We start from the raw sequence: 26748 nt of genomic DNA on the forward strand, positions 1-26748 counted from the left end.
CACCAACGTTGCGATTATGCAAGCTGAACGCCGAGAGTGTGGACTAAAAGAGTAGCCACGGTCAGGTCGGCCGAGGTGCCGGGATTGACGTTGTTCGCCTTCAGCCGGCGGTCGAGTTCCATGAGCAGACGAATGCGTGATGCCTCGTCGTCGTCGGCATGCAGCGCCGCTTCAACGGCAAGGGCTTCTTGCCGCGCCTGATCTGCGGCTTCAGCGCCATGCTTGCGCACCACATGGCTGTCTGGAAAGCCGGCAAGAAACGCCATGTAGGCGAACACCGTCGGCCACATGCCGCCTTCGCCGCGTGCCAACGCCGCGTCCAGAGCCGCAAGCCCGACGCCGAACACTTCGTCGAAACCGGTAACATACTGGCGGGCGATCATGTCACGGTCGGCCGCCTCCCGCATGGCTTCGAGCAGATGAACCTTCGGCTCCTGCCGCACATCGTTCGCGGCCTCGCCAAGCCCGCCCGGCGCGGCCGCGACGATCGCCTCGAACACCGCCCTGGTATCGTCCATGCTCATCGCGCGCAGCACCGCGTCGAGATTGTCATGTAGTGCGCCGCCGGTCATTTGGGCGGCGCATAGCAGAGGCCCTGCCAGAAGGATGATACCGAGATTGGTGTTGGTCGCGACCGCCAGACGTGTCGCGCGGACCGCTTCCAGCATGCGCTGTCCGACCGGCAGGCGAGGATCGGTCAGCGGCGCGGACGAGACCTCTGCGCTCGTCATGAATTGGGCGGCGGACATGCCGTGTCCGTCGGCGAATAGATGGACGTTGCCGGGTTTGAGCGCCTCGATCTCCATCCGGCAGGCGTCCTTATAGGCAGCCCGGAGGCGTTCTCGCGAAAGCGCCATGCCGTCGGTCACGAATTCGCCGGCGCAGTGAGGCGGGAGGGTCGCGCTGCCGCCGCCTCGGTACGATCGGCCAGGAATTTCAGCAGGGCGTCGGCAATCGCATCGGCGATGTTCACCGCGACGACCGATTGGAGCCCGGACCAGGCGGGCATGCTGTTGACCTCCAGCACGAACAGCTTGCCGTCGGCCGCCGGTACGATGTCGACACCGGCGAAATCAGCGCCGATAGCGGCGGCGGCGGCTCTTGCCAGCGCCGCCAGTTCGGTTTCCGCATGCACCGAAACCTGCCCCGAGACCTGCTCGGGAACCGCCCCGCGATTGACGTTGGTGATCCAGTCGTCGCCACGGCGGCTCATCATCGCCAGGACTTCGCCGGCGCAAACGAAAACGCGAAAATCGCGGAAAGGCGGGCCGGGACGCGGCACATAGTGCTGGAGATAATAGACGCCGTTCACCTCGTCCTCGGCGGGGAGATCGGACAGTGTTTCGATCAGCCTGATGCCGCGGCCCTGCGCGCCGAAAAGCGGCTTCAGCACCAGCGGCGTGAACGGCAGTTCGCGTTCGGCGATCGTTTCGGCCATGGCACGTCCCTCGACCGCTGTTGTCGGCGGCGTCGGCAGGCCGGCATTCTTCAGGAGGAAGGTCGTCATCGACTTGTCGACGCAGCGTTCTATCGCCTGTGCGGAATTCCATACCGGAATGGAAAGCTTGCCGAATGCGTGCAGCACGCCGAGGCGCCGGGTGACCGCTTCGAACGATCCGGCGGCGATCGAACGGACCAGCACGGCGTCGGGCAGCGCGCCGTCGAAGCCGGGGATCGACAGTCCGCTCGGGCTGCCGGTATCGAACGCGATCGCCGCCAGCGGCACGGTTGCGACCACCGCGCCGCGCCGGTCCAGCCTTGCCGCCAGGCCCTTGGCGCGGGCGTCCGAGACGTCGCTGACGATCAGGATGCGGGGGATCATGTCACGCCTCGGATACCGGATATCGAAGGCGCGAGCGGGCGGCCCGGCAGGCGGATGAACGAGGAATCCATTGCAGAGCCATGGTCTAACCGAGGCTCCGTTCGAGCATCTGCAGATCACGCTCGCCGGCGCGAAACGTATCGCCGGTTTCGATCGCCGTGACGATCACTTCGGCCGGGCTGAACAGCAGCGGATCGATGGCATAGAAATCGCCATTGAACCGCTTGAAGACCTCGGCGAAGGGGTGGCCGTGGTCCCGCGAGGCGCGGCTCGGCAGTTGCTCGGCGAGCTCCCTGGCGTCTTTCGACGAGCCCTTTACGAAGAGCTGGACGCTGCCGCCATAGATGATGGCGTCGTTGGTTCTGCCCATGGCGGTCAGGAAATCCGGATGGGGGGCGGGGATAGGCGCCGTTCCGATGCCGTCGACGACGTTCTCCAGCGGAAACTTGAGATCGTTGGTCTTGTGCAAGGCAACCTCGAGCGCGCGCGCAACGATCTGCACGCCGCCCGCAAGGCTTTGTGTCGGCGCGTAGAGGAAGGTGAGCTTTTCGGTTGCCAGTCCGGTTGCCTTGCCGACCTTCTCGACAATCGCCTGGGGCGGCGGTTCGGCCGTCTCCAGGATAAGCACGGCGGATGAGGCGGTGTCGCGATAGGAAAGAGCTTCGAACAGCGGTTCGACGCGGGCGAGCGCCCGCGCCGGGCCGGATCCCATGGCGAAATAATCCTGGCTCGACAGGTTCCAGCCCGCATACTGGCTGCCCAGGCAGGCAAGCACCGGCTGCGAGGACCGCACTTCGACGGTGAGCGGCCATTTCTGCGACGCGCGGTCCATACAGAGCGAAACGCTGCCGAGACCCCCCATCGCGGCTTCCGCCATGCGCAGCCCGGCCTCGACGCCGCCAGCGGCTTTGGCGCCGGCATCGATCAGGCACTCGCCCAATGGCCCGGTGGAAACGGCGATACGCAGGCGTTCGGCGTCGCCGATCATGCCGTCGATGATGCGCTGCGCATTGTCATTCAGGAACGCCGAACCATCTTTCATGTCCGGTCTCCTTCCCATTGGTGTTGCAATCGGCTGGCTTGTTCCTTGATGAGCCGCCTGGTCAAATCGGCGCTCGGACCGCGCGCGAAGATGGTGCAGACAGGATCGCCGGCGATCAGGCGGGTGCCAGGCGACTGATGGTCGGCAGTCCATTCAGGCCAGGCAACCGATGGAAACCGGGCGATCGGCGTCGCGGCGTAGGTCACCATCGATGCCATCGAATCGACGAAGCGCGGCAGCCGGCAGGCCCTGCCTGTCGCGGCGCGCAGATGCGCTTCGATCAGAGGCGCGTCGGCATCGTCGAAAATGTCGAGCGTGGCGCCTGGCCTCGGATTGATCTCGATGAGCTTGTAGCCATCCGGTCCGCGAATGAGATCGGCGCTGCACAATCCAACCAGGCCGGCGCGGCGCACCAGACCTGAAAGCCAGCCGCGGATGATTGCCGCCTGCTTGCGATCGAAGCGTCTCAACCGCACGGCGCCGCCATAGCGATAGGGCGCTGCCGGGGCGGGGGACGCCCATTGTTGGCTGAAGCCGACGATATCAGCGGTTTGGCCGTCGCCGACGAAGAGGGCCGAGATGCTGCGGCCGGGAACGAAATGCTGGAAATAACGGCCGGTGGCCGGGGCTTCTCCGGCGGCCCGTCTGATATGCGTGCCGCCGGCGCCGCCCGCGGTCTTGACCACCCAGTTCTCCGGATCAGGCGGTCGGTCCCATCGGAATTGCGGATGCGGAATGCCGAGCTCGGCGCAATCGGCGGCCAGCAATTGCGGGTCCTTGATCCTGCGGATCGCCTCACCGCTATTGCCGGCGAGCGGAAAATGGCGCGCGACCTCGTCTACGGTCTCCGTCATCCGCTCGAAGCCAGCACCCAGGACGATGGCGACCGGCTGGTCGTCTCCTGCCAATTGCCGAAGCGTCTCAATGATGCGCGCGCCGTCGATGCCGCCCTGTAGGTCGCCCGGCAGCATCGTCGCGCGTTCGGCAAGCGCGACCGTGTCCGTGTCGCAAAAGAAATCGGCGACCAGCGGACGATAGCCGGCGCGACGCGCAGCGGCAGCCAGCGCCCGGCCTGAAATCGCCGCGATCAGGAGAGATCCGGCATTATTTGGCGGTTTCGCGTGCAAGGGAAAATGCTTCCTGGAAATCCAGCGTGATGGTTTTTTCGGCTTCGATCATTCTTTTGAAGAGGCCGAATTCGACCTTGTATTTCACGTTGCCGATGGCAAGCGGACCAATGCCGACAGCTTTTGCCGCTTCGAGCGGATCGCCATTGGCATTGACGGCCACGCCTTCGATGCCGGCCGGCGGAACCGCATTGACGTCGGCGGCAATAAGCAGACCATTGCCTTTCAACTGGGCTTTCGAAACCACCTGGACGCCAGCCTTGGCGCACGCCAGGATCACCTCGCTCGCCTCGACCAGCTTCGTCTTGCGGGCCTCGCTCGACCCGTCAGCCGCATCCACGGCGATGTTGAAACGGCTTTTGATCTCGGCCGCGATCTCCTTCACCCTTTCGATGCCGTCATGCCCGACAAGCGTCACCCCCGCGCCTTCCCCGGCGGCGATGACGGCAGTGCAGAAGCCGACGACGCCGGTGGCGCCGAAAACAGCGATCCTCGTGTCCCTCAGCCCGCGCTCGAATTTCTTCTCCAGCGCTTTTTCGACCTTGGCCACCATCGCCGCGGCCGTGGTGAACGAGCCGGCCGGATCGGCGAATACCGAAACCTGGAAAGGCGGCACCATCGCCTTTCGCGCTGCGTCGAACATGTCGAGCGCCAGCGAGGCGTCCTTGCCGGCGATAAAGATGCCGGTATCAACGCCCGCATCGGGCGGGCGCGAGAAGATCGCGTCCTGAACGAGGCCTGTCACCTCGCCCAGGCTTACACCGACATAGGGGACGACGGCGTCGAAACCTGCATCGAGAGCCATGTTCACGTCGAAAGGGCTCATATGCTTCAACGGCGTCAGCATGTGCAGGATATGTTTGCGGGCCATTTCTCGCCTTTCCTCTTGAACCTGATCGTGTTGCCGGGCCGTCAGCTGCCGACGAGATCAAGTTTGGTCGAACTGATCTTCGCGCCGGAATTCCTGCCCTTGACGATCCTGATCTCGATGCTGTCTTCAACTGTCTGCTGAACCGCGCTGACGAAGCTGACTGCGGCGTCTTGCGATGGGGCGAAGGCAAATCCTGTTGGTCCCCACGAGCTTTGGCCGATGCCGACGGCGCCTGCTTCATTGAGACCGTGGGCCACCCTCTCGACCCGCTTGGAGGTGAACACGCCGCCTTGCGCCGGGGCAAAATGGGTGCCGATCAGCATTTGGATCGCGGCGACGGCGGCGCCGAAGGCTGGAAGGTCGTGCTCGATCAAAGCCGGCATAATGCCCATCAGCACCCGCCGGCAGATCTCGCCGCTGCCGGACGCCGGGAAGGGTTGCAGCGAACGAAACGCCGCGATCTCGGCATCGCCATGCAGTCCATGGCCGCCGTGGTCGAGGATCAGGAGGACGCGCCACTCTTCCGGAAACGGCAGGCGCGCCACGACCGGCGGCGGCCTGCCGCTGTCGTCCTTGCCGGCGTCGACAATGACACCACCGCGTTCGAAACTGGCGATGCCGATGCCGGATCGGCCGCCGCGCTCGAGCAGGGTCGCGTCGCCGCCGATATCGAGAGGTAATTTGTGGAGCGTGCGCAGCGCCGAGGCGACGGCAAGGGCGATCTGCGTGCCGGAGCCCAGGCCGGCATGGCTCGGGATCGACTGTTCGACCACCAGTCGGTGCTGGCCGCGAATGCCGAGATGGCTGCAGAGCGTCGACAAATGCTCGCCGGCGCGACGGCTTTCGGTGCCTTCGACGATGGTCTCGCTGGACCGCGACAGGGTGACGACGGTTTCGGGTTCGCTTAATGGTAGCCCGACGCTGCCAAAGCGGCGGCCGGAATCGCCATTGAGATCGAGGAAGCCGAGGTGCAGGCGGGCGGGCACTCGTATGGTAACAGAATTCGACATCTACCCCCCGATGGGTGCATCATAGACGCATCATGGAAGTTTAGGTGCCCGTCACCATGATAGCTGTTTTCGTCGAAGGGGCAAGCCGGAGAGAGTGCATTCGTTTTATCTGTTTTGGCCCCGGCATGACAGACCGGGCAGTTCGCGGAGATCGAGATGAGCGAGACAGCTAAGGAGAAGGTCTATTCGGAAGCCGAGATTGCTGACCGGCTCGAGAAGGAGCTGCCGAAATGGCGGTACGAGAACGGCTGGATCCGGCGCAAGTACAAGACCCACAGCTGGAAATCGACACTTATGGTCATCAACACGGTCGGCCATCTCGCCGAGGCGGCGTGGCACCATCCCGACATCACCGCCTCCTATGCCTGGGTCGAGGTGCGCCTGATGAACCACGCAGCGAAGGGGATCACCGACAAAGACTTCGAGCTGGCCAAAAAGATCGAGGAGGTCGTCCAGTGGCAGCCGGCCAGGGAAGGCGGGGCGCTGGACGGCACTCCGCCGACGGATCAGCGCTTCGCTTACATCAAATATGATTAAGCGCGATCGGAATTTGTTGATGGCGTATGAAAACATTCGCTCATCTGCTGGCAGGCGGGGTTCACGGCCAATCCAGTTTCGTCTAGGATCGGGCCGGCACCAGAAAGTAGCGTAGTGGATGGCGGTTGCTTGGATCGGCAACCGGGAAACGCTGGTCGAGCGCGCGGCGGCACATGCCGCCGCGCTGTTGGGGTCGAGCCGGTGCCCGGTTTTCAGCTTGGATACGGATATACACGGCACCAGGGCGGCGATCGCGCTGGCTGAGCGGGTTGGCGCGGCATACGATCATGCCGCCGATGGCGCGGCACTTTCGCGGGAGACCGCGCTTTTTACCGACAAGGGCGCGATGACCGTCGCGCCCGGCGAGACGCGCCGGCGCGCCGATGTCGTGGTGATTGTGGGCGAACTCCCGCAAATCCATCATGAATTTGTCGGCGAGCTTGCTGAGACGGTTCCCGATCTCTCGGCCAAGAATCAACGCGAAATCTTTCTGGTCGGATCGAAAGGGGCGTCTGCTCCGCCGCTGAACAACGGGCGGACGGCGACGCTCCTTTCCTGCGGCGAGGCAAGCCTCGGCGCGACGCTGGCGGCGCTGAGGGCGCAGTGCAGGGGGTGTCGGACATCGCAACCGGTCTCGAATTTCGACGATTTCGGCAAAGCCCTGGAGGCTGCGCATTTTCCCGTCTTCCTGTTTTCAGGCGACGCAACCGAAGGGCTGGCGCTGGAGATGCTGCAAGGACTGATCGCCGATCTCAACCGCAAGTCACGCGCATCCGGCCTTCATCTGCCGGCGAACGAAAACGGCTGGGGAAGCGCGCTCGCCTCGACCTGGATGACGGGTTTTCCGTTGCGCACCGGCTTTGCGCGCGGCTTCCCGGAATTAGACCCCTGGCGTTACGATGTCGCGCGCATGATCGCTGCCGGCGAAGCCGACCTGCACCTGCGGATCTCTTCCTCAATTGTCCAGCCGCAGAAGAAAAAGAACCGCATGGCGCTGATTGTGCTGGCGAAAACGCAGGAGCCGATCGCGGGTGCTGCAGTCACCATCGCCATTGGCGAAGCGGGCGTCGATCACGAGGCGGTGGTCTATTCCAGCCGCACCGGTTCGCTAAGGTCGGTCGATGCGCGAGCGGCGTCGGAACTGCCCTCCGCTGCAACTGTTATCCGCCTGGTCGCCAGTCATGTCTCCGCCGAGGCCGCGTTGCCATGCTGACGAAAATCTCGGGCGGCGACATCATCGATCCGGTCAACGGCCGTCTCGGCAAGGGCGACCTCTGGATCAGGGACGACAAGATCGTTGCCGCGCCGGCGGGGGGCGCTGCTGACCGGACCATCGACGCTGCCGGCTGCATCGTGATGGCGGGCGCCATCGACATCCATTCCCACATCGGCGGCGGCAACGTGAATACGGCACGGCTGCTGTTGCCCGAGCAGCATGCCGCGCATCAGGCGCGGCCGGCGACGACGCCGCTCTCCAACGCGGGCTGGTCGACCTTCCAGACCGGCTGCCTCTACGCCAAAATGGGTTTCACGACGGTCGTCGAGCCGGCGATGTCGCCGGGAGCCGCACTTCACACCCACCTCGAACTGGCCGACATCCCGATCATCGACAAGGCGACGCTCGCCATTCTCGGCAACGACGATTTCCTGCTGTCGATGATCCGCGACGACGCCCCCTCAAAGATGATCGAAGACTATGTCGCCTGGACGGTTGCCTCGACGCGGGCGCTTGGGGTCAAGGTGATCAACGCCGGTGCGGCGGCCGCCTTCAAGGAAAACGTCCGCACCTTCTCGCTGGACGACGTCGTGCCTTCCTATGGCGTCAGCTCGCGCAAGATCGTCAAAACGCTGCAGGCGGCCGTCGACAGTCTCGGCGTCCCGCATCCTCTGCATGTCCATTGCAACAATCTGGGCAGCCCCGGATCGGCGGATACGGCGGCCGCGACGATCGCGGCGGCGGAAGGACTGCCGCTGCACCTCGCGCATCTCCAGTTCTACGGCTACGGCACCGAAGGCAAGCGCAGGTTTTCCTCGGCCGCGGCGCGTCTTGCCGAACTGGTCAACGCGACGCCGGAAGTCACCATCGATATCGGCCAGGTGATGTTCGGCCAGACGGTCACTGTCTCCTCCGACGTCATGCGGCAGTTTTCGGCGCGTGGCAGTGCGCAGCCGAAGAAATCCGTCATTCATGATGGGGACGGCAATGGCGGCGGCATCGTGCCCTACAGCTATGGCAAGGATTTCTATGGCACGATGCAGTGGGCGATCGGGCTCGAGCTTTTTCTCCTGATCGACGATCCGTGGCGTGTCTTCTTCACCACCGATCATCCCAATGGCGCGCCCTTTACCGTCTACCCGGCTCTGTTCGAGCTGCTGATGAGCCGGGAAGCGCGCGCCGAAATGATTGCCGAATTTCCAAAATCCGCCATGGCGCTGTCCACCCTGGCCGCAATCGACCGTGAATACACGTTCGAGGAAATTGCCATCATGACGCGCGCGGCCCCAGCCAAGCTGCTCGGGCTGACGGATCGGGGCCATCTCGGCGTCGGCGTCACAGCCGACATCGCTGTCTACCGCAGGGACGAGAGTATTGCGAAAATGTTGGGGCAGGCGGCGTATGTCTTCAAGGATGGCGCTCTCGTCGTGCAAGATGGGGAGATCACCCATTACCGCTGGGGCAAGGCGCTCAGGCTCAATCCGTCGCCGGACAAGGCGATGGTGCGGCGGCTGGAGGACTATCACCAGCAGCGTTACGGCCTGTCGCTGGACTGGTTCAATTTCCCGGATTCCGCGATAGCGCGCGAACAGCCGTTCGGCGAGGTTGCATGCCGAATGTGAGCGTACATGGCATAACGATCGACGATACCTTTGCCGAGGCCTTCGGCATGCGCGCGACCGCCATCATCATCACCGCGCCGAACCGGAAATGGGCGCGCCAGGCGGCGATCACGATGACCGGCTTTGCCACCTCGGTGATCGGCTGCGGCTGCGAAGCGGCAATCGATGTCGAACTGCCGCCATCGGCCACACCGGATGGCCGGCCCGGCTGCCGCGTGATGATTTTCGCGATGGGAACAGACGAGCTGCAGAAACAACTGCTCAATCGCGTCGGCCAGTGTGTCTTGACCTCGCCGGGTTCGGCCTGCTTCGCCGGACTGGAGGGCAGCGCCGAGTTGAAGCTCGGTTCGGCGCTGCGCTATTTCGGCGACGGCTGGCAGATCTCCAAGAAAATCGGCGGCAGGCATTTTTGGCGCGTTCCCGTCATGGATGGCGAATTCCTGTGCGAAGCAACGACCGGGCTGACGAAGGGTGCCGTCGGCGGCGGCAATTTCTTTGTCATGGCTGAAAGCAGCGCCAAGGCCTTGGTTGCTGCCGAGGCCGCCGTTGCCGCGATAGGCCTGGTGCCCGGCGCGATTGTGCCGTTTCCGGGCGGCATCGCCCGTTCGGGCTCCAAGATCGGTGGTAAATACAAGGGCATGATCGCCTCGGCCAACGAAGCCTACGCGCCGACACTGCGCGGTGTTGTCAGGAGTGAGCTCGGGCCCGACATCAACGCCGTCCTGGAAATCGTCATCGACGGCGAGACCAACGAAGCCGTTGCCGCCGCGATGAAGGCCGGCATCAAGGCCGTCATCGAGCTTGGGCCGAAGCGAGGCGCGGTTCGCATAAGCGCCGGCAATTACGGCGGCAAGCTCGGCAAGTTCATCTATTCGCTGAAGGATATGCTGCCATGAAGGCGCTGACCTTCACCCTTGTCGCCGAGCCGCCCGAGCGCCTTGACCTGTCGCCGCTGACGCCGGAGCGGCTTGCCGGGATGGAAAGGCGCGATATCGAAAAAGTCCAGATCGGCATGTCGAAGCATGGATCGAAGGTCGGCGATATCTTTCGCGTCGCCGGCAACGATCCGCTGGACATCGTGTTCGAAGGTGGAAGCGCGCGCCTCGACCGCGTGGCGGAGGGCATGCGGGGCGGTTCGGTTCGCGTCGTCGGTAATGCCGGCGCCCAGGCCGGGCGTGCGATGCGCGGCGGCAAACTCACGGTCGAAGGCAATGCCGGTCCGCATGCCGGCTCCGGCATGCGCGGCGGCAGGCTTGAAATAACAGGCAACGCCGGTGATCACCTTGGGGCGCCGCTCGCCGGGGAACTGGCCGGCATGAATGGCGGCGTGCTGATCGTCAGGGGGAAAGCCGGCGCTTTTTCCGCCGACCGCATGCGGCGCGGCCTGATCGCGGTGCTGAAAGGCTCAGGCGACCATGCCGGCAGCCGCATGATCGCCGGCACGCTGGTGGTGGCCGGCGGCACCGGCGAGATGCCCGGCTATCTGATGCGTCGCGGTTCGATCCTTCTCGATCGCGCGCCGAAAAGCCTGTCGCCGAGCTTCGTCGAATGCGGCGCGCCAGAGAGTGTCTTCGCCGCCATCGTCGATCGCCATCTGATCGCCGAGGGTTTTTTGAAACGGCCGCTTCTGGGCAAGGCGCCGCAGAAATATGGCGGTGACAACGCGGTGCTTGGAATGGGTGAGGTTCTTTTCCCTCGCTGAGGCGTTCAGCAGACGGCATTGCGGTTAAGCCGCCGTGGTGATGGCCGGCATGTCTGCTGGGAGGGTTAGCGGCGGTCGTTGGCAATCAGTTTCGTCAGGCAATCACCCGCCTGGCTCTGGGGCATGCCGAGATCTCTGACACTGTCCATGTGGTTGCGGTTCGTGAGAACAAGCGACGTTGCCGGCGAACCCTGCTGCAGCAGGTTCTCTTTGAATCGATCTGCTTGCTGATGGAAAGGCGGCGTCTCATTGGCTCCGACCAGAACCGTCGCCCTGGTTTGAGGATCATGCCGATAGGCAAGAGGTGTAAACATGGCGACTTCCTCATCGGTGATTCCAATCTCGTTGGCGAGAAAGGAGTTCTGGAGCGGTTTCAAATCGTAGAGCCCGCCGAGCAGAAGGACTGCCCGCACATCCGATGGGGTATTCTCGCTGTTGAACAGAAACGTAGAAAGATGTGCTCCAGCCGAATGGCCGCTGACAGTCAGCTCTGCCGGGTTTCCGCCGTGGTCGGCGATATGGGCCAGAACCCACTGCTTGGCGCGGCGCACCTGGTCGACGATCGTAGCCATTCTGACCTTGGGCATCAGAGCATAGTCGACGATGGCGGCAATCGCACCGGCCTGGGTAATCGTCGTCGCCACGTATGAGTAGTCGCGCTTGGAGAACATTCTCCAGTAGCCGCCATGGATAAACATGTGCACCGGCAAGCCGCTTCTTTTGCCCGAGGGAAAGAACAGGTCGATGGTTTCGGTCTGATCCGGCCCATAGGCAACGTCGGCTGTCATTGGAATGGTTGCGCGAACGGCCTCGCTGCGGTGAACGATGTCCTGCACGATTTTGTCAAAATCCGCGACGTGGTCGCGGATGCGAAACGGATCGCTTTGCACTCTTCCTCCGCTCAGATGCTGATGGCGAGGTATTTCGCCTCCATGAACTCGGCAATGCCGTGATGCTGGCCGCCCTCGCGGCCAAGGCCGCTCTGCTTCACGCCGCCGAAGGGTGCTGCCGGATCGGACATCAAGCCGCGGTTGAGAGCGATCATCCCGGCTTCGATCTTGGATGCCACCCGCATTCCACGCGCAAGATCGCGCGTGTAGATGTAGGCGGCAAGACCGTATTCGGTGTCGTTGGCGCGCGCGATGATTTCGGCTTCCGTTTCGAATCTCGAGATCGGCGCCACCGGCCCAAAAATTTCCTCGTGCGCCATCTCCGCCTCGGCCGGGACGTCGCAGAGCACGGTCGGGGGATAATAGTATCCCGTTCCCAAGCCTGCCTTGCCCCCGCACAGCACCCGCGCGCCACGGGCGACAGCATCGTTGACCAGACGGTCGATCTTGTCGACGGCCTTCCTGGTGATCATCGGCCCGCACTCCGTGGCTGCGTCCGTACCAGCGCCGATCTTGAGTGCCGACATCCGCCTGGCGAGGCATTCGCCAAAGGCATCGTAAACGCCGGACTGGACATAGATGCGGTTTGCAGCCGTGCAAGCTTCGCCGGCGTTGCGCATCTTCGCCACCATCGCCCCATCGACCGCCGCGTCAAGGTCCGCGTCATCGAACACAAGGAATGGCGCATTGCCGCCAAGTTCCATCGAACACGAAACCACGTGCTTTGCGGCCTCGGCCAGCAGAACGCGCCCTACACCTGTCGAGCCGGTAAAGGAGAGTTTCCGCACCCGCGGATCGGCCAGCAGCGCGGCCGTCACAGGGCCGGGATTGGAGGTTGTCAGAACGTTCACCACACCTGGCGGAACGCCTGCTTCCTGGTAGAGCGCGGCAAGCGCGTAGGCCGTGAGCGGGGTCTCGCTGGCTGGCTTCAAAATTACGGTGCATCCGGCAGCCAAGGCGGGCGCGATCTTGCGCGTCGCCATGGCGGCAGGGAAGTTCCAGGGTGTGACAAGGATGCAGATGCCGATGGGCTCGTAGTCGACCACGATCCGGTTCGTGCCGGAAGGCGCCATTCCGAATTCACCGGTGATGCGAACGGCTTCCTCGGCATTCCAGCGAAAGAATTCCGCAGCATAGGCGATCTCGCCACGCGCGTCCCTGAGTGCCTTGCCGTTTTCCAGCGAGATCAGGGTTGCGAGCGTCTCGGAACGTTGCGTCATCAGCTCGAAGCAATTTCTGAGGATTTCGGAACGCTTGCGGGGTGCCGTTGTGCGCCAGCCATCGGCGGCCTTGGCCGCAGCCTCCACGGCGGCCGCGGCATCTTCGATCGTCGCATCGGGAACGGCGGCGATCACTGCCTCGGTGGAAGGGTCCACGACCTGGATTTCCCTGCTGTCGGCGGATTGCCTCCATTGGCCACCGATATACAAGCCGTGGGAAAATCTATGGAAGTCGGCAGTGTCCTGCTCGTCCTCCAGCACCTGATGAGATATGTTCATGGCCTGCTCCTCTATTGCTCACACGACGTAGGTGGCGAGGTCGCCATCATAGGCAGCCTGGATCAGGCCCCGCATGGCTGCCAGATCGAATGGACGCGGATTGTTCTTGATGAGACGGTCAATGCCGAGCGCCTGTTCGGCCGTCCAATCGAGCTTGTCGGCGGGAAGTCCGAGCTTGGCCAGCGTAGGCGTGATCCCGATCGCTCCAAACAGCCGGCCGATCTCGTCGATCGCCGCGTCGGCCATCTCACCGGTACTCCGGTCCCTCCCGTCGAGACCAAGGGCAAGGCCGATCTCGGTCATCTCGGCGGCCGCGGCGACCCGGTTGTACTTCATGACATACGGCAACATGGTGGCGACACCCAGCCCATGCGCGGTGTGAGTAACGGCTCCGATCGGATATTGCACCGCGTGCGCCGCCGCAGTTCCGGCCGTACCGAACGCGCAGCCGGCTGCAAGCGCACCCATCATCACTTCGGCCCGAGCGTCCTCGTCGGTGGGGTCGCGGTATGCCTTCTCGAGACTGCGGCCAAGCAGCTTGATCGCGAGCAGCGCAAAATGATCGGTCAGCGCGCTCTTGCCGATGAAGACATGCTGTTGCGGCAGGTTGGGGTCAGTTCCGCGCCTGACGGCGGTAAAAGCCTCGATCGCATGTGTCAGCGCGTCTGCGCCCGCGATCGCCGTCAGTCCCGGGGGGCATGTCATCGTCAGTTCCGGGTCGCATATGGCGGCTGCCGCAATCAGATGCGGGCTGGAGATGCCTACTTTCATGGTGCGATCCGGATCGGAGATCACCGCGACAGGTGTCACTTCCGAACCGGTGCCGGCTGTCGTTGGCACCGCGATCAACGGCAGCGTCGGACCAGGCACCTTGAACTCGCCGTAGTAGTCCTCGAGCAGGCCGCCGTGACTGATGAGCAACGCGGCGCATTTGGCCATATCGAGACAACTGCCACCTCCGATGCCGATCACCATGTCCGGCGCAAACTCTCGCGCCATCTCTACGCAGACGGCAACCGTGTCTCGTGGCACATCGGGCAGCACACGGTCGTGCACCAGCACATCGATCGATGCGCGCTCGAGCGCCTCCATGATCTCTGCGAAGGCGACAGTTGCGGCAAAGCGCTCGTCCGTACAGACAAGAGCGCGACGGCCCAGCCTGGCTGCAACGGTTGGAATGACATGGCGCTGGCCCTTCCCGAAGAGGATCTCACGCGGGAGCCTTACGGCAGCGAAGAGGCTCATGTTCGTCCCTCGATGATGTTGGGAGTGGAAAGCGAAAGCTCGCCGAGCTCGGCCCTAAATCCTGTATTAAATCGTATATGATATAGGATTGTATTGAGCAAAGCATCGTGTTAGCCAGTGATCCTGTCAAGAGGCAAAGATGCAGGCCATGAACTTAAGCAATGCCCGAGAAGCCGACCCCGCTAGCGGACGCATCCAGCGATCCAACAGCCTGGTGGAGGACGTGTATGAAGCGATCTTCGCGCAACTCATGTCACTAAAGATCGCGCCTGGCTCCCGGATCACCGTCGACAGTCTGGTCAAGGAACTCGATGTATCCCACACGCCAATCCGTGAAGCGCTTGGCCGCCTCGAAGGCGAAGGCCTTGTGCTGAAGACACATTTGATCGGCTACCGCGCGGCGCCGCAGATAACCAAGCGCCGATTTGACGAACTTTATGAGCTTCGCCTGCTGCTCGAGCCGCATGGGGCGGCCAAAGCAGCCGCATTGATGGATGAGGCGAAACTTGCGGTGCTTCAAGAGTCCGCAGGGGGCATGGCGCGCCGCGAAGGCAAGGATGAACGCCTGCGTTACTCAAACTTCGCGCGGCAGGACGCCATTTTCCACGACAGGATCATGGAATTTGCCAACAATGATCTCGTGCGCGAGACTCTCGCATTCCAGCACACGCACTTCCACATCTTCCGCCTGATGTTCCATTCACGCGTTACCGAGGAAGCTCTCGACGAGCATGAGGCCATCCTGGCCGCCTTCGCTGCCTCCGATCCCGCCGCGGCGGAACAGGCAATGCGCCGTCATATCGAGCATTCTCGTGATCGTTTGCTGCTAGCGTTCGATTGAGACTGTCACGATGTCCGTCACCGTCCACATCGGGAGCGCCGCCGTCAAGCTGGATGCATCGTCGATCATGCAGGTAAACGCCCGGGACATCCCGAATCCCCTTTTCCGAGACCCGCGCCGCCGGGCGAGTGCAATGCCCGCCGAACTTCCATCCACAAAACGAGGAAACCGACCATGCCAGGCAAGAAAATACTGATGTTGACCGGTGAGTTTACAGAAGAATACGAGATCTTCGTCTATCAGCAGGCGATGGAGGCTGTCGGCCACATCGTCCACGTTGTCTGTCCTGACAAGAACGCTGGAGACCTGATCAAGACGTCGCTTCACGATTTCGAAGGTGACCAAACCTACACCGAAAAACCCGGCCACTATGCTTTGATGAACAAGACCTTTTCGGAGGCGGAAAAACAGCTCGACCAATATCATGCCGTGTATTGCGCGGGCGGTCGTGGCCCCGAGTACATCCGCACGGATAAGCGCGTGCAGGCGATAGTCCGCCATTTCCACGAAAACAAGAAGCCGATCTTTACGATCTGCCATGGCGTCCAGATCCTGATCGCGGTCGACGGCGTCGTGCGTGGCAAGAAAGTAGGTGCGCTGGCTGCCTGCGAGCCGGAAGTGACCCTCGCCGGCGGAACCTATATCGACCTGTCCCCGACTGAGGCCTATGTCGACGGAACGATGGTCTCGGCAAAGGGCTGGACCGCACTTGCCGCGTTCATCCGCGAGTGCCTGAAGGTGCTGGGAACGGAAATCCGCCACAACTGAGTCAATCGGCCCGATGCATCCCAGACGGGATGCGTCGTGATTGCCAGGTCTGTCGCTGCAGGCACGGCTCCACAGGCCTGAGATGCGTCACGGCTGCGTCGGCCGCGTCGCCGCCGCCAGCGTGTCGATGTCGTCGTAGAGCGCCTGGCTGTGATAGTAGAGCTTGTCGAAAACGGGTTGGGTGCGCCTGTAGGTCTCGGCCCATCTGGGGTCCGGCAGGATTTCGGCGCCGTAGCTCACGAAGCTCTCGGCCGCCTGTTCGACGCGCGAGAAGCGGCCGGTCGCCGTCGCGGCCATCGCGGCACAGCCGACAATGCCGCATTCGGGCTCCCGCGGAACCAGGATCGGAATGTTGAAGGCACTTGCCTTGATCTTCAGCCAGAGTTCGGTGCGCGCCCCGCCACCCGCGGCGATAACGCGCTCCAGCGGCTTGTTTGACGCGCGTTCCATGATGCGGATGTGACGCGTCATGGCAAAGGCGATGCCTTCCAGGATCGAGCGGTGCAGATGTTCCATGCCATGCCCGGCGCCCAATCCGAAGAACTGTGCGCGGGCGTTGCGATGGCGCCCCAGGCGCTCGCCGGTGAGAAAGGGCATGAAGAGCAATGCGTCGCAACCAGCGGGTGCCTCGGCGGCGCAGGCGACGATCTCGTCATAGCACAGCGCGTTGTTGTGGAAGGCGCGGCGTGCCCAGCGCATGCCGTCGCCACCGGTCTCCAGCAGCACGAATTGCGCCCAGTTGCCATCCGCAGTCCTCCGCTCAAGACGCCTCCGTCCGCAGTGCCGCCGTCAAGGTCCACCTTGAGGAGTTCCTCGACCGCTATCCACGGCAGCTTTCCGGCGGTCAGCGGCAGCGCATCGCACTCGCCCGCGCCATGGTGCGGCGGCCGAGCGTCTTCCTGATGGACGAGCCGCTCTCCAATCTGGACGCCAAGCTGCGCGGCCACATGCGCTCGGAGCTGAAACGCCTGCAGGCGGATCTGGGCGTGACGACGATATACGTCACCCACGATCAGATCGAGGCCATGACCTTGGCTCACCGTGTTGCCATCATGAACCGGGGTGTCGTGCAGCAGATCGCGACGCCCCGACAGATCTACGACGATCCGGCGAACCTATTCGTCGCCGGCTTCATCGGCTCGCCGCCGATGAATTTTCTCCAGGGCGAGCTGGTCCAGGGTGCGTTCGCCTGCGCAGAAGGGCGATTTGCGACCAGCGTTGCCGAAAGCCGGAAAAAGGTCACTGCCGGCCTCCGGCCCGAGGATTGCCGGGTCACGGGCGCATCGGAGGGCAAGATCGCGGCGCGGGTCTATGCCGTGGAACTGATGGGCGATCATACCTTGATCACCTGCCAATTCGGTGGGGCCACCGTAACGGTAACGGTCAAGGCCGATAAATCGGCGCATTACGATATGGATGAGCCGATCGGGATCACTTTCCATGACACTGCGGTCTTCCTGTTCGATTCGGAAACCGGCACCCGCATCGGCGGCCGCGGCCGTGGAGAGGCGGCCGCGTGACTCTCGCTAATTCTCCTCCACGAACACCTCTTCGCGCTTCTTCTTGACCGCCGGCAGGAAGACGATGACGAGCACGGCGAGCGCGATGAAGAGCAGGCCGGCGCTGATCGGCCTCGTCACGAAGGTGCTCGGGTCGCCGCGCGCGAGAATCATGGCGCGGCGCAGGTTTTCCTCGAGCAGCGGCCCGAGCACGAAGCCGAGCAGCAGCGGCGCGGGTTCGCAGCGCAGCTTGGTCAGGAGGTAGCCGAGCAAGCCGAAGAAGGCGACGGCGTAGAGGTCGTAGACGTTGGTGTTGACGCTATAAACGCCGATCGAGCAGAACGCCATGATGATCGGGAAGAGCACGTAATAGGGGATTGTCAGGAGTTTAACCCAAAGCCCGATCAGCGGCAGGTTCAAGATGATCAGCATCAGATTGCCGATCCACATCGAGGCGATGATGCCCCAAAACAGCGCCGGCTGTTCGATCGCGACATTGGGGCCGGGCACGATGCCCTGGATGATCATCGCGCCGATCATCAGCGCCATCACCGGGTTGGCCGGAATGCCGAGCGTCAGCATCGGGATGAAGGAGGTCTGCGCGCCGGCATTGTTGGCCGATTCCGGTCCGGCGACGCCTTCGACGGCGCCCTTACCGAATTCCCCCGGGTTTTTCGATACGCGCTTTTCGACCGTGTAGGAGGCAAAGGCTGCAAGGATCGCACCGCCTCCCGGCAGGATGCCGAGCGCCGAACCGATGATCGTTCCGCGCACGATGGGCGCCGCCATGCGTCGAAAGTCCTCGCGGGTCGGCATCAGGCCGGAGACCCTTCGGATCAGCACGGAGCGCTCGTGCTCGTTTTCGAGGTTGCGCAGTATTTCGGCGACGCCGAAGACGCCGACCGCCACCGCGACGAAATTCAGCCCGTCGGCATATTCGCGGATGCCGAGCGTGAAGCGCGGTGTGCCGGTGTAGATGTCGGTGCCGACAATGCCGAGCAGCAGGCCGAGCACCACCATTGCCAGCGCCTTGACAATCGAGCCGTGGGCGAGCGCGACGGACGAGACAAGGCCGACGATCATCAGCGAAAAATACTCGGCTGCGCCGAATTGCAGCGCGATCGCCGTCAGCGGCGGGGCAAAGATGGCGACGAGGAAAGTAGACACCGTGCCGGCGAAGAACGAGCCAATTGCCGCGATGGCGAGTGCCGCACCGGCGCGGCCGTTCTTGGCCATCTGGTAGCCGTCGATTGCGGTGACGGCTGACGAGGATTCGCCGGGCATGTTGATGAGGATGGCAGTGGTCGAGCCGCCATATTGCGCGCCGTAATAGATGCCGGCGAGCATGATCAGGGAGGAGACCGGGTCGCCGATCTGGAAGGTGATCGGCAACAGCATGGCGATGGTGGCGGTGGCGCCGATGCCGGGCAGGACGCCGATCAGCGTGCCGAGAAGGACGCCGATCAGGCAGAAGCCGAGGTTTGCCAGCGACGTAGCTGTCGAAAAGCCGAGCGCGAGGTTGTCGAGGAGTTCCATATTCATCTCCTCAAAACTGCAGCCACGGGCCGAAGCGCCGGAACGGCAGGCCGAGCGCGTAACTGAAGACGAGGAACGCAAACAGCGTCAGGCAAGCGGAGAGCACGAGCGCGGTCAGCGGCCTCATGCGACCGCTGGCAAACGATGCGATCAGCGCCGTCAGGAAGATCGAGGGGAGGAAGCCGAGGCCGCGTACGGTCAGGCCGAAGAAGATCGGGGCAGGCAGGATGAACAGCATGCCGCGCCAGGCTATATGCCCGATCGGCTCGCTCTCGAAGCGCACCGCTTCGATGAGGATGACGACGCCAAGCAGGATCAGGACGATTGCCAGCACCAGGGGGAAATAGCCCGGTCCCATCCGGAAGGCGGTGCCGATTTCGAGGTCGAGCGACTGCAGCGCGAAAAATCCACCGAGAAAGATGAACAGCGCGGCGCATATGCCGTTGGTCGTGTCGATTGTGAAAGGTTTCATGACGTCCTCCCAGGCCCGCGCCGCGCGCGCCGGTGCAGTGCGAAAACGGGGCGCTGGTGGCGCCCCGTTCAAAACCTCAGTCCGCGTACTGGCCGGCGGCTTCGATGATCGGCTTCCAGCGCGCGATCTCGCCTTCCAGCTTGGCCTTTAGCGCGGCCGGAGTCGCGTCTGCTTCGGACGACGGCTTGGTGCCGAGCTCGGCGAAGCGGGCGGCGACATTCTGGTCCTTCAGCGCGACCTGAAGCGACTTCGACAGGCGCTCGGTGACCTCGGCCGGCGTGCCCTTGGGCGCGTAGAGGCCGTGCCAGATGCCGACCTGCACCTCAGGGAGACCGGCTTCCGTCGTTGTCGGGACGTCCGGCAGAACATCGAGGCGCTCAGGCGAGGTGACGGCGTAAGCCTTGATCGTGCCGCCCTGGATCTGTTTGGTGGTATTGGTCGTCTGGTCGCACATGATGTCGACCTGACCACCGAGAAGATCGGTCATGGCCGGGCCGGTGCCCTTGTAGGGCACGGTGACCAGCGGCGTGCCGATGGCGCTCATGAACAGCATGCCGCACAGATGCGAGGCCGCGCCTATGCCGGCATTGGCGACGGTGACGGTGTCCTTGTTGGCCTTGGCGTAGTCGACCAGCCCCTTCAGATCTGTCGGCTCGAGGTCCTTGCGGCCGACGATGGTCATCGGCACCTCGGTGACGAGGCCGACATATTCGAAGCTGTTCAGCGTGTCGTATGCGAGCTTTCGGTACAGCGTCGCGCTGGTCGCCATGCCGATGTGATGGAGGAGCAGCGTATAGCCGTCGGGATCGGCTTGCGCGACGCGACCGGCGCCCAGCGTGCCGCCGGCGCCGCCGACATTCTCGACGATGATCTGCTGGCCGAGATCCTTCGACATGGCTTCCGCGACCAGGCGCGTGACGGTGTCGGTCGGGCCGCCGGCCGAAAACGGCACCACAACGGTGATGGTGCGTTCGGGATAGGTTTGCGCGCCCGCGGCGAGCGAATACAGCGTAGCGGCGGCGCCGAGAGCGGCGGCGAACTTTCTCATCGTGATTTCCTCCCAGGATATGAATTCCCAACCGCCTCCTGGAGTTCTTCTCAACACCGGCTGCGGATGGACCAATAACGAGCGTAACCCAGCGGATTGAAATCGGACTCAAGCCGCAAGCCGCTATTATACACAAGTCCGCGCAAATGGGTGAAAAGCTGCCATCGAGCCGGAGGGCTGCGGAACGCCCAATGCAGCGGCTCAGGACAAATGCTGATCTGCAGTGATCCTTCGCGCCCCCCTCTGTCCTGCCGGACATCCCCCGCTTGGGAGGAGATCGGCCGTCATCGCGGCTTTCGCCAATTGTCTAAGTTGCAGGATTGAGCGAGCGGCCAAGCCGCCAATCTCCCCCCCTTGTGGGGGAGATGTCCGGCAGGACAGAGGGGGCGCCTCCCTCCGCCATCAAAGGTTCTGCACCGTCGTGACGCTCTGATGGCCGACCGGCTGCGCGCTAAGCTGATGTCGATCTGCGAATGGCATGTTCTACGCCGCGGAGTTCGGCCAATCCCTTGAGCCGACCGATGGCCGGATAGCCGGGCTGGGCCCCACGCGTCAGGTCATCGAGGATATCCTGGCCATGGTCGGGGCGCATCGGGATGACGGCGTCCTGGCGTCCTTCCGTCTTGCGCCGCGCTTCCTCGTGGAGCAGCGCCGCCACCACCGCCACCATGTCGGTGTCGCCGGCAAGATGCTCGTCCTCGTGGAACGAGCAGGGGGTGCCGGCCGCTTCCTTGCGCACATTGCGCAGATGAGCGAAGTGGATTTTCGGACCCATCCGCCTGATCATGCCGGGTAGATCATTGTCCGGTCTTGCGCCGAGCGATCCCGTGCACAGTGTCGCGCCGTTGGCCGGGCTGTCGACTGCCTCCAGAATGTATCTGTAGTCGGCCTCGGTCGACATGACGCGCGGCAGGCCCAGCAGCGGGAACGGCGGATCATCCGGATGGCAGCAGAGACGCAGGCCGAGGCGTTCGGCCGTGGGCACGACCTCCGCCAGGAAATCGACGAAGTGCCGGCGCAGGGTTGTTGCGTCGATGCGGTCATAGTTTGACAGTTGAGCAGCGAGACCGTCGAGAGACGTGTCTTCGGTCGAACCGGGCAGACCGGAATTGACGCTTCTTGCCAGGATCTTCCGCGCACCGTCATCCATCTGCGCGTATCGGCGCTCCGCCTCGGAGGCGATCTCCGATGTGTAATCGCCGAGCGCCCCTTGGCGTTTCAGGATATGGATGTCGAATGCGGCGAAGTTGATCAGATCGAAGCGCATGGTGGTGCCGCCATGCGGCAGGCGCCAGGCAAGATCGGTGCGGGTCCAGTCGAGCACCGGCATGAAATTGTAGCAGATGACCGAAATGCCGGCCCGCGCCAGGTTTTCCAGCGATGTAATGTAGTTGGCAATGTGGCTGCGCCATTCGCCGACCTGCGTCTTGATCGCTTCGGAAACCGGCAGGCTTTCGACAATCTCCCAGTTCAGATCGCTTGCGCTTCCATCCGGCAAAGACGCGACTTGGCGCTGACGTCTTTCGATTTCGGTGGGCAGCCAGACGGCGCCGTGAGGAACGTGGTGAAGCGCCGAGACGATGCCTTGCGCCCCGGCTTGACGCGCATCCGCGATCGTCACCTTGTCGACCGGGCCGAACCAACGCCACACATGTCTCATTCGAACACTCCGTTAAAAAGAATCGCCGTGCGGCTGCCCGCCCGCGCTTCCCGCCTCCGCGACCGACCTGCTGCTTCTCTTCATCGGCCGCTATCAGATTCCGGTGTCGGCGCGAATGGCGATAGCGGCTGGCATCGATCGACGCCAGCGCGAAATTCCCTGGCTAAAGCAGCGCTTCGTACAGATCCCCGATCTTTTCGACTTCGAAATCCGCTGCCCTGCTTTTCAGGATGGCGGCGGAAGTGGGGCGGTCCAGCATATCAGCCATAGCCTTTGCCAGGGCCGCGGCATCGCCGACCGGCACCAAGGCGCCGAAACGCCCGTCACCGAGAATCTCGCGCGGGCCATGCGGCGCATCTGTGGAGACTACGGGGACGCCGGCAGCCATGGCCTCGACCAGCACATTGCCAAAGCCTTCGCTCGTCGAGGAAAGGGCGAACAGATCGGCTGCGGCATAGCAGGCCGCAGGGTCGTTGACGTAGCCGGCAAAGAGCACATCGGCGCCAATACCGGATTCCTGGACATAGGCGCGCAGCTCGGCAGCCAGCGGACCTTCGCCGAAGATGACAAGCCGAACGCGGCGGCCGGCGCGCAGGATAGCGAACGCCCGCAGCAAGGTCCGGTGATCCTTGACCGGCACCAGGCGCCCGGCGGTGGCGATGACCGGGCCATCGCCCATCGTCGCCAGCTTGGCCTGCCATGCATAGGAATCTTGCTGGAGCGCCGCAGCCGGCGGCAGCGGGTTGTTGATGACGACAACCTTGGATTGTGGAAAGCCGCGGGCCGCAATGTCGCGGCCGACACCTACTGAGACGGCGATGGCTTTGGTTGCGCGCGCTGCAACCAGCGCGGAAAGCCAGACCGCTATTCTCGCGCCGAGGCTGCTGGAAGGCAGTGAGGCTGCTGCGTGGAAGCTTGGAAAGAACCGCGCTCGGCTTCGCGCCAGGAGAAGCGCCAGCGCTACGACCAGATTGGCAAATTCCGGGGCGCTATAGACCGCATCGGGACCAAGGCGGCTGAACAAACGTGCGCTTCGCACAATGCCTTTCAGCGTCGCCCACTTGCCGTAACCCTCGCCCCGGATGGGAAGGTTGAAATCGACCAGATGCACCGCAGGGGAGCGCAGCGCGGCGTTAGGTCCTTCCGCGTTCCAGGTGAAAAGTGTGACATCGTGCCCACGCGATGCCAATTCATTCGCCATGAGGACGAAGACACGCTCAGCGCCGCCGCCCCTGAGACTGGCAATGTGAAAAACAATGCGCTTCGCCATGCCTGGATTCAGGCTCGGCTGACGTCGATGCCTGATCGGTTCGGCGGCTGGCGCATGTCGCGAACGATGCCCATGGCAATGGCCAGCAGCATGCCTAGCGCAAAGCCGGCGAAAGCTCCCAGGCCTGCCATCAGGGGGGTACGGGGCGGCCACGAGCGCCCCTTTGGCGGCACCGCGGTGGAAATCACCTGTACATTCGTGGTGTCGATCTGCTCGCGCTCGGTGATTTGGCGCGCGCGAGCCAGGAAGCTTTCATAGATCGTCCTCCTTGAAGCGGCATCGCGTTCAAGCTCACGCAGGGCGACCTGGGACTCGCTGTCGGTGAAAACACTGCTCTTCAGATCGTTCATCTTGGCGGTGAGAGAAGCCAATGAGGCGTTGGCCTTGTCCAGGTTGGCTTTTGCGGTGCCAACCGTGCGGGCGAACTCTGCCCTGAGTTGAGAACTGACGGTCTCGAATTCTGTCCTAAGCCGGACAATCGTCGGGTGGCGCGGGCCAAAGGTCATGGACTGAGAATCGATTTGCTGCCGCAGGCTATTTGCCTTGTCGCGCAGTGCTGCGAGTGCTGCCGAAACCGCGGGGTCAGGATTGGCTCCATTGACACCGGAGGCAATTAAGGCGTCGTAACTTGCCTGCGCGGCGATGACGCGCGATTGCGCCTCTCCAATTTCGCTATTGAGCTGCGTCATCGTCTGCGAACTGACAAGCTGGCCATTGCTGGCGGACAGGTTGTGGCTGCGCCTGTAGCTCTCGACCTTCTGTTCGGCTGCCTGCACGTCGCGCTTGAGTTGGCCGAGCCGGCCCTCAAGGGCAGCTGCGGCACGGCTGGCACCAGCAGCTTCGGCCTTGGCCAGTTCGTCCTGGAAAGCCTTCGCTATGGCTTGCGAGATCAGGATTGCCTTGCCGGTGGTTTCTGCCGATACCGAGAGGGTTGTGACGAACGACGTTTCATCTGCAGCGACGCTGACCCGCTCCGCGAGGCTTTTCTGGGCGATGAGCTTCGGATCGGACTTGGTGCCACTCGCTGCAGCACCAGACGTGGAGGCGCTCTGGTCCGGGTCAAAAAACTCCGGATCCCTGGCTAGACCGAGTTCGTCCACTACCCGTGCAAGCACGTTGCCCGAGGTCAAGATGCGCTGCTTGCTGCGCGCGTTAAGTATTTGGCTGTCGACCTGGCCCGGTTGCGAGTAGAGATCGTTTTCCACAACCTGCAAATTGGCGGGATTAATGAGGATTTCCGTCGTAACGGTATAACGCTGTTTGCTCAGCAACCCATAGGCGGCGCCGATGACACCGCCGGCCACTGCCAGCATCAATGCCAAGACGAGCCCGGCACGCAGCCAGACAAACAGGCGTCGAAAATCGAGCTCAAGGAAATCCCCGATCTTGTCGAGCGTCACCGTCGGGACAGGCTCGGGTGTCGGCGGAGTGACAGGGGCGGAGGTGCGTGCCATGACTAGGGCATCCTGTTGCAGCCTTGCCCTGCTGGCGCGCCGTGCATTGGCAATCCGCTCGAGTGCGCTGATATCGGAATCCGCTGCAGAGGGAGGGGTTGTGCCGGAAGCGGCGGACATGGTGCTAACTCTTGTTATTCGCTACGCGGGCCAGCACTACAGAAAGATCGTTAACATCTCATTTTCCAAGTTGGCATATTTTGCCGAGTCACACGCCGCGTCCGTTCGGCGGTCCCCTGAATGGATCTCGTTGGCCAGAATGTCGTTTGAATACCCCACTTGGGATGGGCCATGAGCTTTCCCGCTGCCGCATCGGACCGATTGTTGTCCAGCCAGGCGCGCCGTCAGAACGCGCTGTCGATTCTGTTTTTCCTATGCGCTGCGTTGGCGTTCCTGCTCCGCTTCACGGTGTCACCGCAGATTATGAACTCGGTCGTCGACTATACGGCCGACGGTGGTTCATTCTACGAGAAACTGCATTTCGGTACCTATGCTATCTTTCTGCTGCTTGCTTTGGTTCTTTTCAGCCGACCGTTTCTGCTGCAGGGCGACGAAATCGGAATCTTCAAGGCTTTGCTGCTCTATTCTGCGCTGATTTTCGCGCTGGTGCCGTATTTGTTCATCACCGGCCGCGCGGGCTCCTCTGGGTTCATCATCGATACCTATCTGGTGGCGGGCGCCGCAGGCCTGTTGATGCTGGCCATGAATGCGGAAGTGCGGCGGGCGTTGGGCGACGTCGTGCTTGGAATGGTGATCCTCAGCGCCGTGATGGGCACGATTGAAGCGGTGACTCAACATCGATTTCTGCCTTACGGTCTCAACGAACTGCAGTTCAGGCCAATCGGGCTATCGGCGCACCCGTTGGCCCTAGGCGCGCTCTGCGCCACTGTCATCGGATTCGTGCCGCTGACGCGCTGGCGCATATGGGTGCGGGTGCTGGCGATCTTCGTATTGCTCGTCGGTTGTGCTGCGTCAGGCGCCCGCGCCGCCCTGTTGCTAGCTGCCGGAGAAACCCTCATTCTGCTGATGTTGGTGCCTTGGCCGCGCCTGACCCTCAAGCATCAGCGGCAGGCCAAGTCTGTCGTGCTGCTGTTCGCCCTGGCGGCCGGCGCAGTGCTGGTGGCCATACTGTTTTCGGGCGGACTGCTGAACCGATTCGGCAACACGATCTTTGACGAAAATTTCATGGCTCGGGTGACGATCTACCAGGTGTTCGGACTTGTTAGCTGGAAAGACATCCTGTTTGGCATGAACGTCGACGACCTGCTGGCGATCGTCAACGAGAAGCTGCATCTGCCCTACATCGAGAGCGCGCCGGTGGTCATCATAATGCTCTTCGGCTTGCCCATAGCCGTGCTCTTCATCATGCTGGTATTCTGGTTCATTTTTCGGCTGCTGCGCGGGGCGCCGCTGCCGGCATGGATCGGCACCATGACGTTCCTGCTTGCTGCGCTGTCGAACAACGCGCTCTCATCAAAATCGCCGGAGATTGCGATTATCGTGGTGCTGTTGCTTGCCTATAGAAACGCGCCGTATAGAAACCGGCCGAAGAGCACATCGTCGGCTGCGGCTGCACCCGAGCCGAAACCGGATCGGCTCGGATAAGCACAGGCTCCA

24 protein-coding genes and 1 pseudogene are annotated in these 26748 nt (G+C 62.9%); 9 read left to right on the top strand and 16 right to left on the bottom strand.

Annotated elements, in window-relative coordinates:
* Positions 1-14: 14 nt before the first annotated feature.
* From A9K68_RS13210 to A9K68_RS13235, 6 genes are all read right to left on the bottom strand, one after another.
* Complete coding sequence (locus A9K68_RS13210) at positions 15-869, bottom strand: triphosphoribosyl-dephospho-CoA synthase (protein WP_348640720.1); 855 nt, start codon at positions 867-869, stop codon at positions 15-17.
* Positions 866-1822: a RimK family alpha-L-glutamate ligase gene (locus tag A9K68_RS13215; protein WP_065009295.1), complete on the bottom strand. Its 957-nt coding sequence runs from the start codon at positions 1820-1822 to the stop codon at positions 866-868. The genes A9K68_RS13210 and A9K68_RS13215 overlap by 4 nt, the downstream gene beginning before the upstream one ends.
* An 85-nt stretch (positions 1823-1907) precedes the next feature.
* A complete protein-coding gene (mch, locus tag A9K68_RS13220; RefSeq protein WP_082982482.1) occupies positions 1908-2864 on the bottom strand; it encodes a methenyltetrahydromethanopterin cyclohydrolase in 957 nt (318 codons plus the stop codon).
* The gene (locus A9K68_RS13225; RefSeq protein WP_246811362.1) at positions 2861-3991 is read right to left on the bottom strand and encodes an ATP-grasp domain-containing protein; all 1131 of its coding nucleotides are present in this window, start codon (positions 3989-3991) and stop codon (positions 2861-2863) included. The genes mch and A9K68_RS13225 overlap by 4 nt, the downstream gene beginning before the upstream one ends.
* Entirely contained in the window at positions 3969-4862 is an 894-nt protein-coding gene (locus A9K68_RS13230) for an NAD(P)-dependent methylenetetrahydromethanopterin dehydrogenase (protein ID WP_065009297.1), read from the bottom strand. The genes A9K68_RS13225 and A9K68_RS13230 overlap by 23 nt, the downstream gene beginning before the upstream one ends.
* A 41-nt stretch (positions 4863-4903) precedes the next feature.
* Positions 4904-5872: a beta-ribofuranosylaminobenzene 5'-phosphate synthase family protein gene (locus A9K68_RS13235; protein ID WP_065009298.1), complete on the bottom strand. Its 969-nt coding sequence runs from the start codon at positions 5870-5872 to the stop codon at positions 4904-4906.
* Positions 5873-6028: 156 nt separating this feature from the next.
* On the opposite strand from A9K68_RS13235, the gene A9K68_RS13240 reads away from it, so the two are divergent.
* The 5 genes from A9K68_RS13240 (at position 6029) to A9K68_RS13260 (ending at position 10949) form a co-directional block, all read left to right on the top strand.
* A complete protein-coding gene (locus tag A9K68_RS13240) occupies positions 6029-6409 on the top strand; it encodes a 4a-hydroxytetrahydrobiopterin dehydratase (RefSeq protein ID WP_065009299.1) in 381 nt (126 codons plus the stop codon).
* 118 nt (positions 6410-6527) lie between these two features.
* A complete protein-coding gene (locus A9K68_RS13245; RefSeq protein ID WP_065009300.1) occupies positions 6528-7622 on the top strand; it encodes a tungsten formylmethanofuran dehydrogenase in 1095 nt (364 codons plus the stop codon).
* Positions 7616-9247, top strand: a complete 1632-nt coding sequence (locus A9K68_RS13250; protein WP_065009301.1) for a formylmethanofuran dehydrogenase subunit A — start codon at positions 7616-7618, stop codon at positions 9245-9247. The genes A9K68_RS13245 and A9K68_RS13250 overlap by 7 nt, the downstream gene beginning before the upstream one ends.
* Positions 9235-10143 (top strand): formylmethanofuran--tetrahydromethanopterin N-formyltransferase, encoded by a 909-nt coding sequence (gene fhcD, locus A9K68_RS13255; protein WP_065009302.1) that lies wholly within the window; start codon positions 9235-9237, stop codon positions 10141-10143. The genes A9K68_RS13250 and fhcD overlap by 13 nt, the downstream gene beginning before the upstream one ends.
* Complete coding sequence (locus tag A9K68_RS13260; RefSeq protein WP_065009303.1) at positions 10140-10949, top strand: formylmethanofuran dehydrogenase subunit C; 810 nt, start codon at positions 10140-10142, stop codon at positions 10947-10949. Before fhcD ends, A9K68_RS13260 begins: the two co-directional genes overlap by 4 nt.
* A gap of 65 nt (positions 10950-11014) precedes the next feature.
* Here A9K68_RS13260 and A9K68_RS13265 read toward each other — a convergent pair whose 3' ends face one another.
* The 3 genes from A9K68_RS13265 to A9K68_RS13275 are packed head-to-tail and all read right to left on the bottom strand — an operon-like array spanning position 11015 to position 14583.
* Positions 11015-11839, bottom strand: a complete 825-nt coding sequence (locus A9K68_RS13265; RefSeq protein ID WP_065009304.1) for an alpha/beta hydrolase — start codon at positions 11837-11839, stop codon at positions 11015-11017.
* Positions 11840-11850: 11 nt separating this feature from the next.
* Positions 11851-13338, bottom strand: coding sequence for an NAD-dependent succinate-semialdehyde dehydrogenase (locus tag A9K68_RS13270; protein WP_065009305.1), 1488 nt, complete (start codon positions 13336-13338; stop codon positions 11851-11853).
* Between the two features lie 18 nt (positions 13339-13356).
* The gene (locus A9K68_RS13275) at positions 13357-14583 is read right to left on the bottom strand and encodes an iron-containing alcohol dehydrogenase (protein WP_065009306.1); all 1227 of its coding nucleotides are present in this window, start codon (positions 14581-14583) and stop codon (positions 13357-13359) included.
* Between the two features lie 139 nt (positions 14584-14722).
* Between A9K68_RS13275 and A9K68_RS13280 the strand changes: the two genes are divergently transcribed.
* Both A9K68_RS13280 and A9K68_RS13285 read left to right on the top strand, forming a co-directional pair.
* Positions 14723-15424, top strand: a complete 702-nt coding sequence (locus A9K68_RS13280) for a GntR family transcriptional regulator (protein ID WP_065009307.1) — start codon at positions 14723-14725, stop codon at positions 15422-15424.
* Positions 15425-15598: 174 nt separating this feature from the next.
* Positions 15599-16192, top strand: coding sequence for a DJ-1/PfpI family protein (locus A9K68_RS13285; protein WP_065009308.1), 594 nt, complete (start codon positions 15599-15601; stop codon positions 16190-16192).
* 87 nt (positions 16193-16279) lie between these two features.
* Here the strand turns inward: A9K68_RS13285 and A9K68_RS13290 are convergent.
* Positions 16280-16945: pseudogene (locus tag A9K68_RS13290) on the bottom strand (FGGY-family carbohydrate kinase); the annotation flags it as partial.
* Between A9K68_RS13290 and A9K68_RS13295 the strand changes: the two are divergent.
* Entirely contained in the window at positions 16879-17712 is an 834-nt protein-coding gene (locus tag A9K68_RS13295) for an ABC transporter ATP-binding protein (RefSeq protein ID WP_082982484.1), read from the top strand. The pseudogene A9K68_RS13290 and the gene A9K68_RS13295 sit on opposite strands and share 67 nt — an antisense overlap.
* Before the next feature lie 6 nt (positions 17713-17718).
* On the opposite strand, the gene A9K68_RS13300 is transcribed toward A9K68_RS13295, so the two are convergent.
* From A9K68_RS13300 to A9K68_RS13325, 6 genes are all read right to left on the bottom strand, one after another.
* Positions 17719-19227, bottom strand: coding sequence for a tripartite tricarboxylate transporter permease (locus A9K68_RS13300; protein ID WP_065009310.1), 1509 nt, complete (start codon positions 19225-19227; stop codon positions 17719-17721).
* Positions 19228-19237: 10 nt separating this feature from the next.
* The gene (locus A9K68_RS13305) at positions 19238-19699 is read right to left on the bottom strand and encodes a tripartite tricarboxylate transporter TctB family protein (protein WP_065009311.1); all 462 of its coding nucleotides are present in this window, start codon (positions 19697-19699) and stop codon (positions 19238-19240) included.
* A gap of 76 nt (positions 19700-19775) precedes the next feature.
* Entirely contained in the window at positions 19776-20747 is a 972-nt protein-coding gene (locus A9K68_RS13310; RefSeq protein ID WP_065009312.1) for a tripartite tricarboxylate transporter substrate-binding protein, read from the bottom strand.
* A gap of 451 nt (positions 20748-21198) precedes the next feature.
* Entirely contained in the window at positions 21199-22407 is a 1209-nt protein-coding gene (gene uxuA, locus A9K68_RS13315) for a mannonate dehydratase (RefSeq protein WP_065009313.1), read from the bottom strand.
* Positions 22408-22570: 163 nt separating this feature from the next.
* A complete protein-coding gene (locus A9K68_RS13320) occupies positions 22571-23677 on the bottom strand; it encodes a glycosyltransferase (RefSeq protein WP_065009314.1) in 1107 nt (368 codons plus the stop codon).
* Positions 23678-23685: 8 nt separating this feature from the next.
* Positions 23686-25251 carry a GumC family protein gene (locus tag A9K68_RS13325; protein ID WP_065009315.1) on the bottom strand — a complete coding sequence of 522 codons (1566 nt, stop codon included), beginning with the start codon at positions 25249-25251 and terminating at the stop codon, positions 23686-23688.
* A gap of 204 nt (positions 25252-25455) precedes the next feature.
* Here A9K68_RS13325 and A9K68_RS13330 point away from each other — a divergent pair, with 204 nt between their 5' ends.
* Complete coding sequence (locus A9K68_RS13330; RefSeq protein ID WP_246811363.1) at positions 25456-26736, top strand: VpsF family polysaccharide biosynthesis protein; 1281 nt, start codon at positions 25456-25458, stop codon at positions 26734-26736.
* Positions 26737-26748: the final 12 nt, after the last annotated feature.

Source organism: Mesorhizobium sp. AA22, from assembly GCF_001672375.2.
GTDB classification, from domain to species: Bacteria; Pseudomonadota; Alphaproteobacteria; order Rhizobiales; family Rhizobiaceae; genus Mesorhizobium; species Mesorhizobium wenxiniae.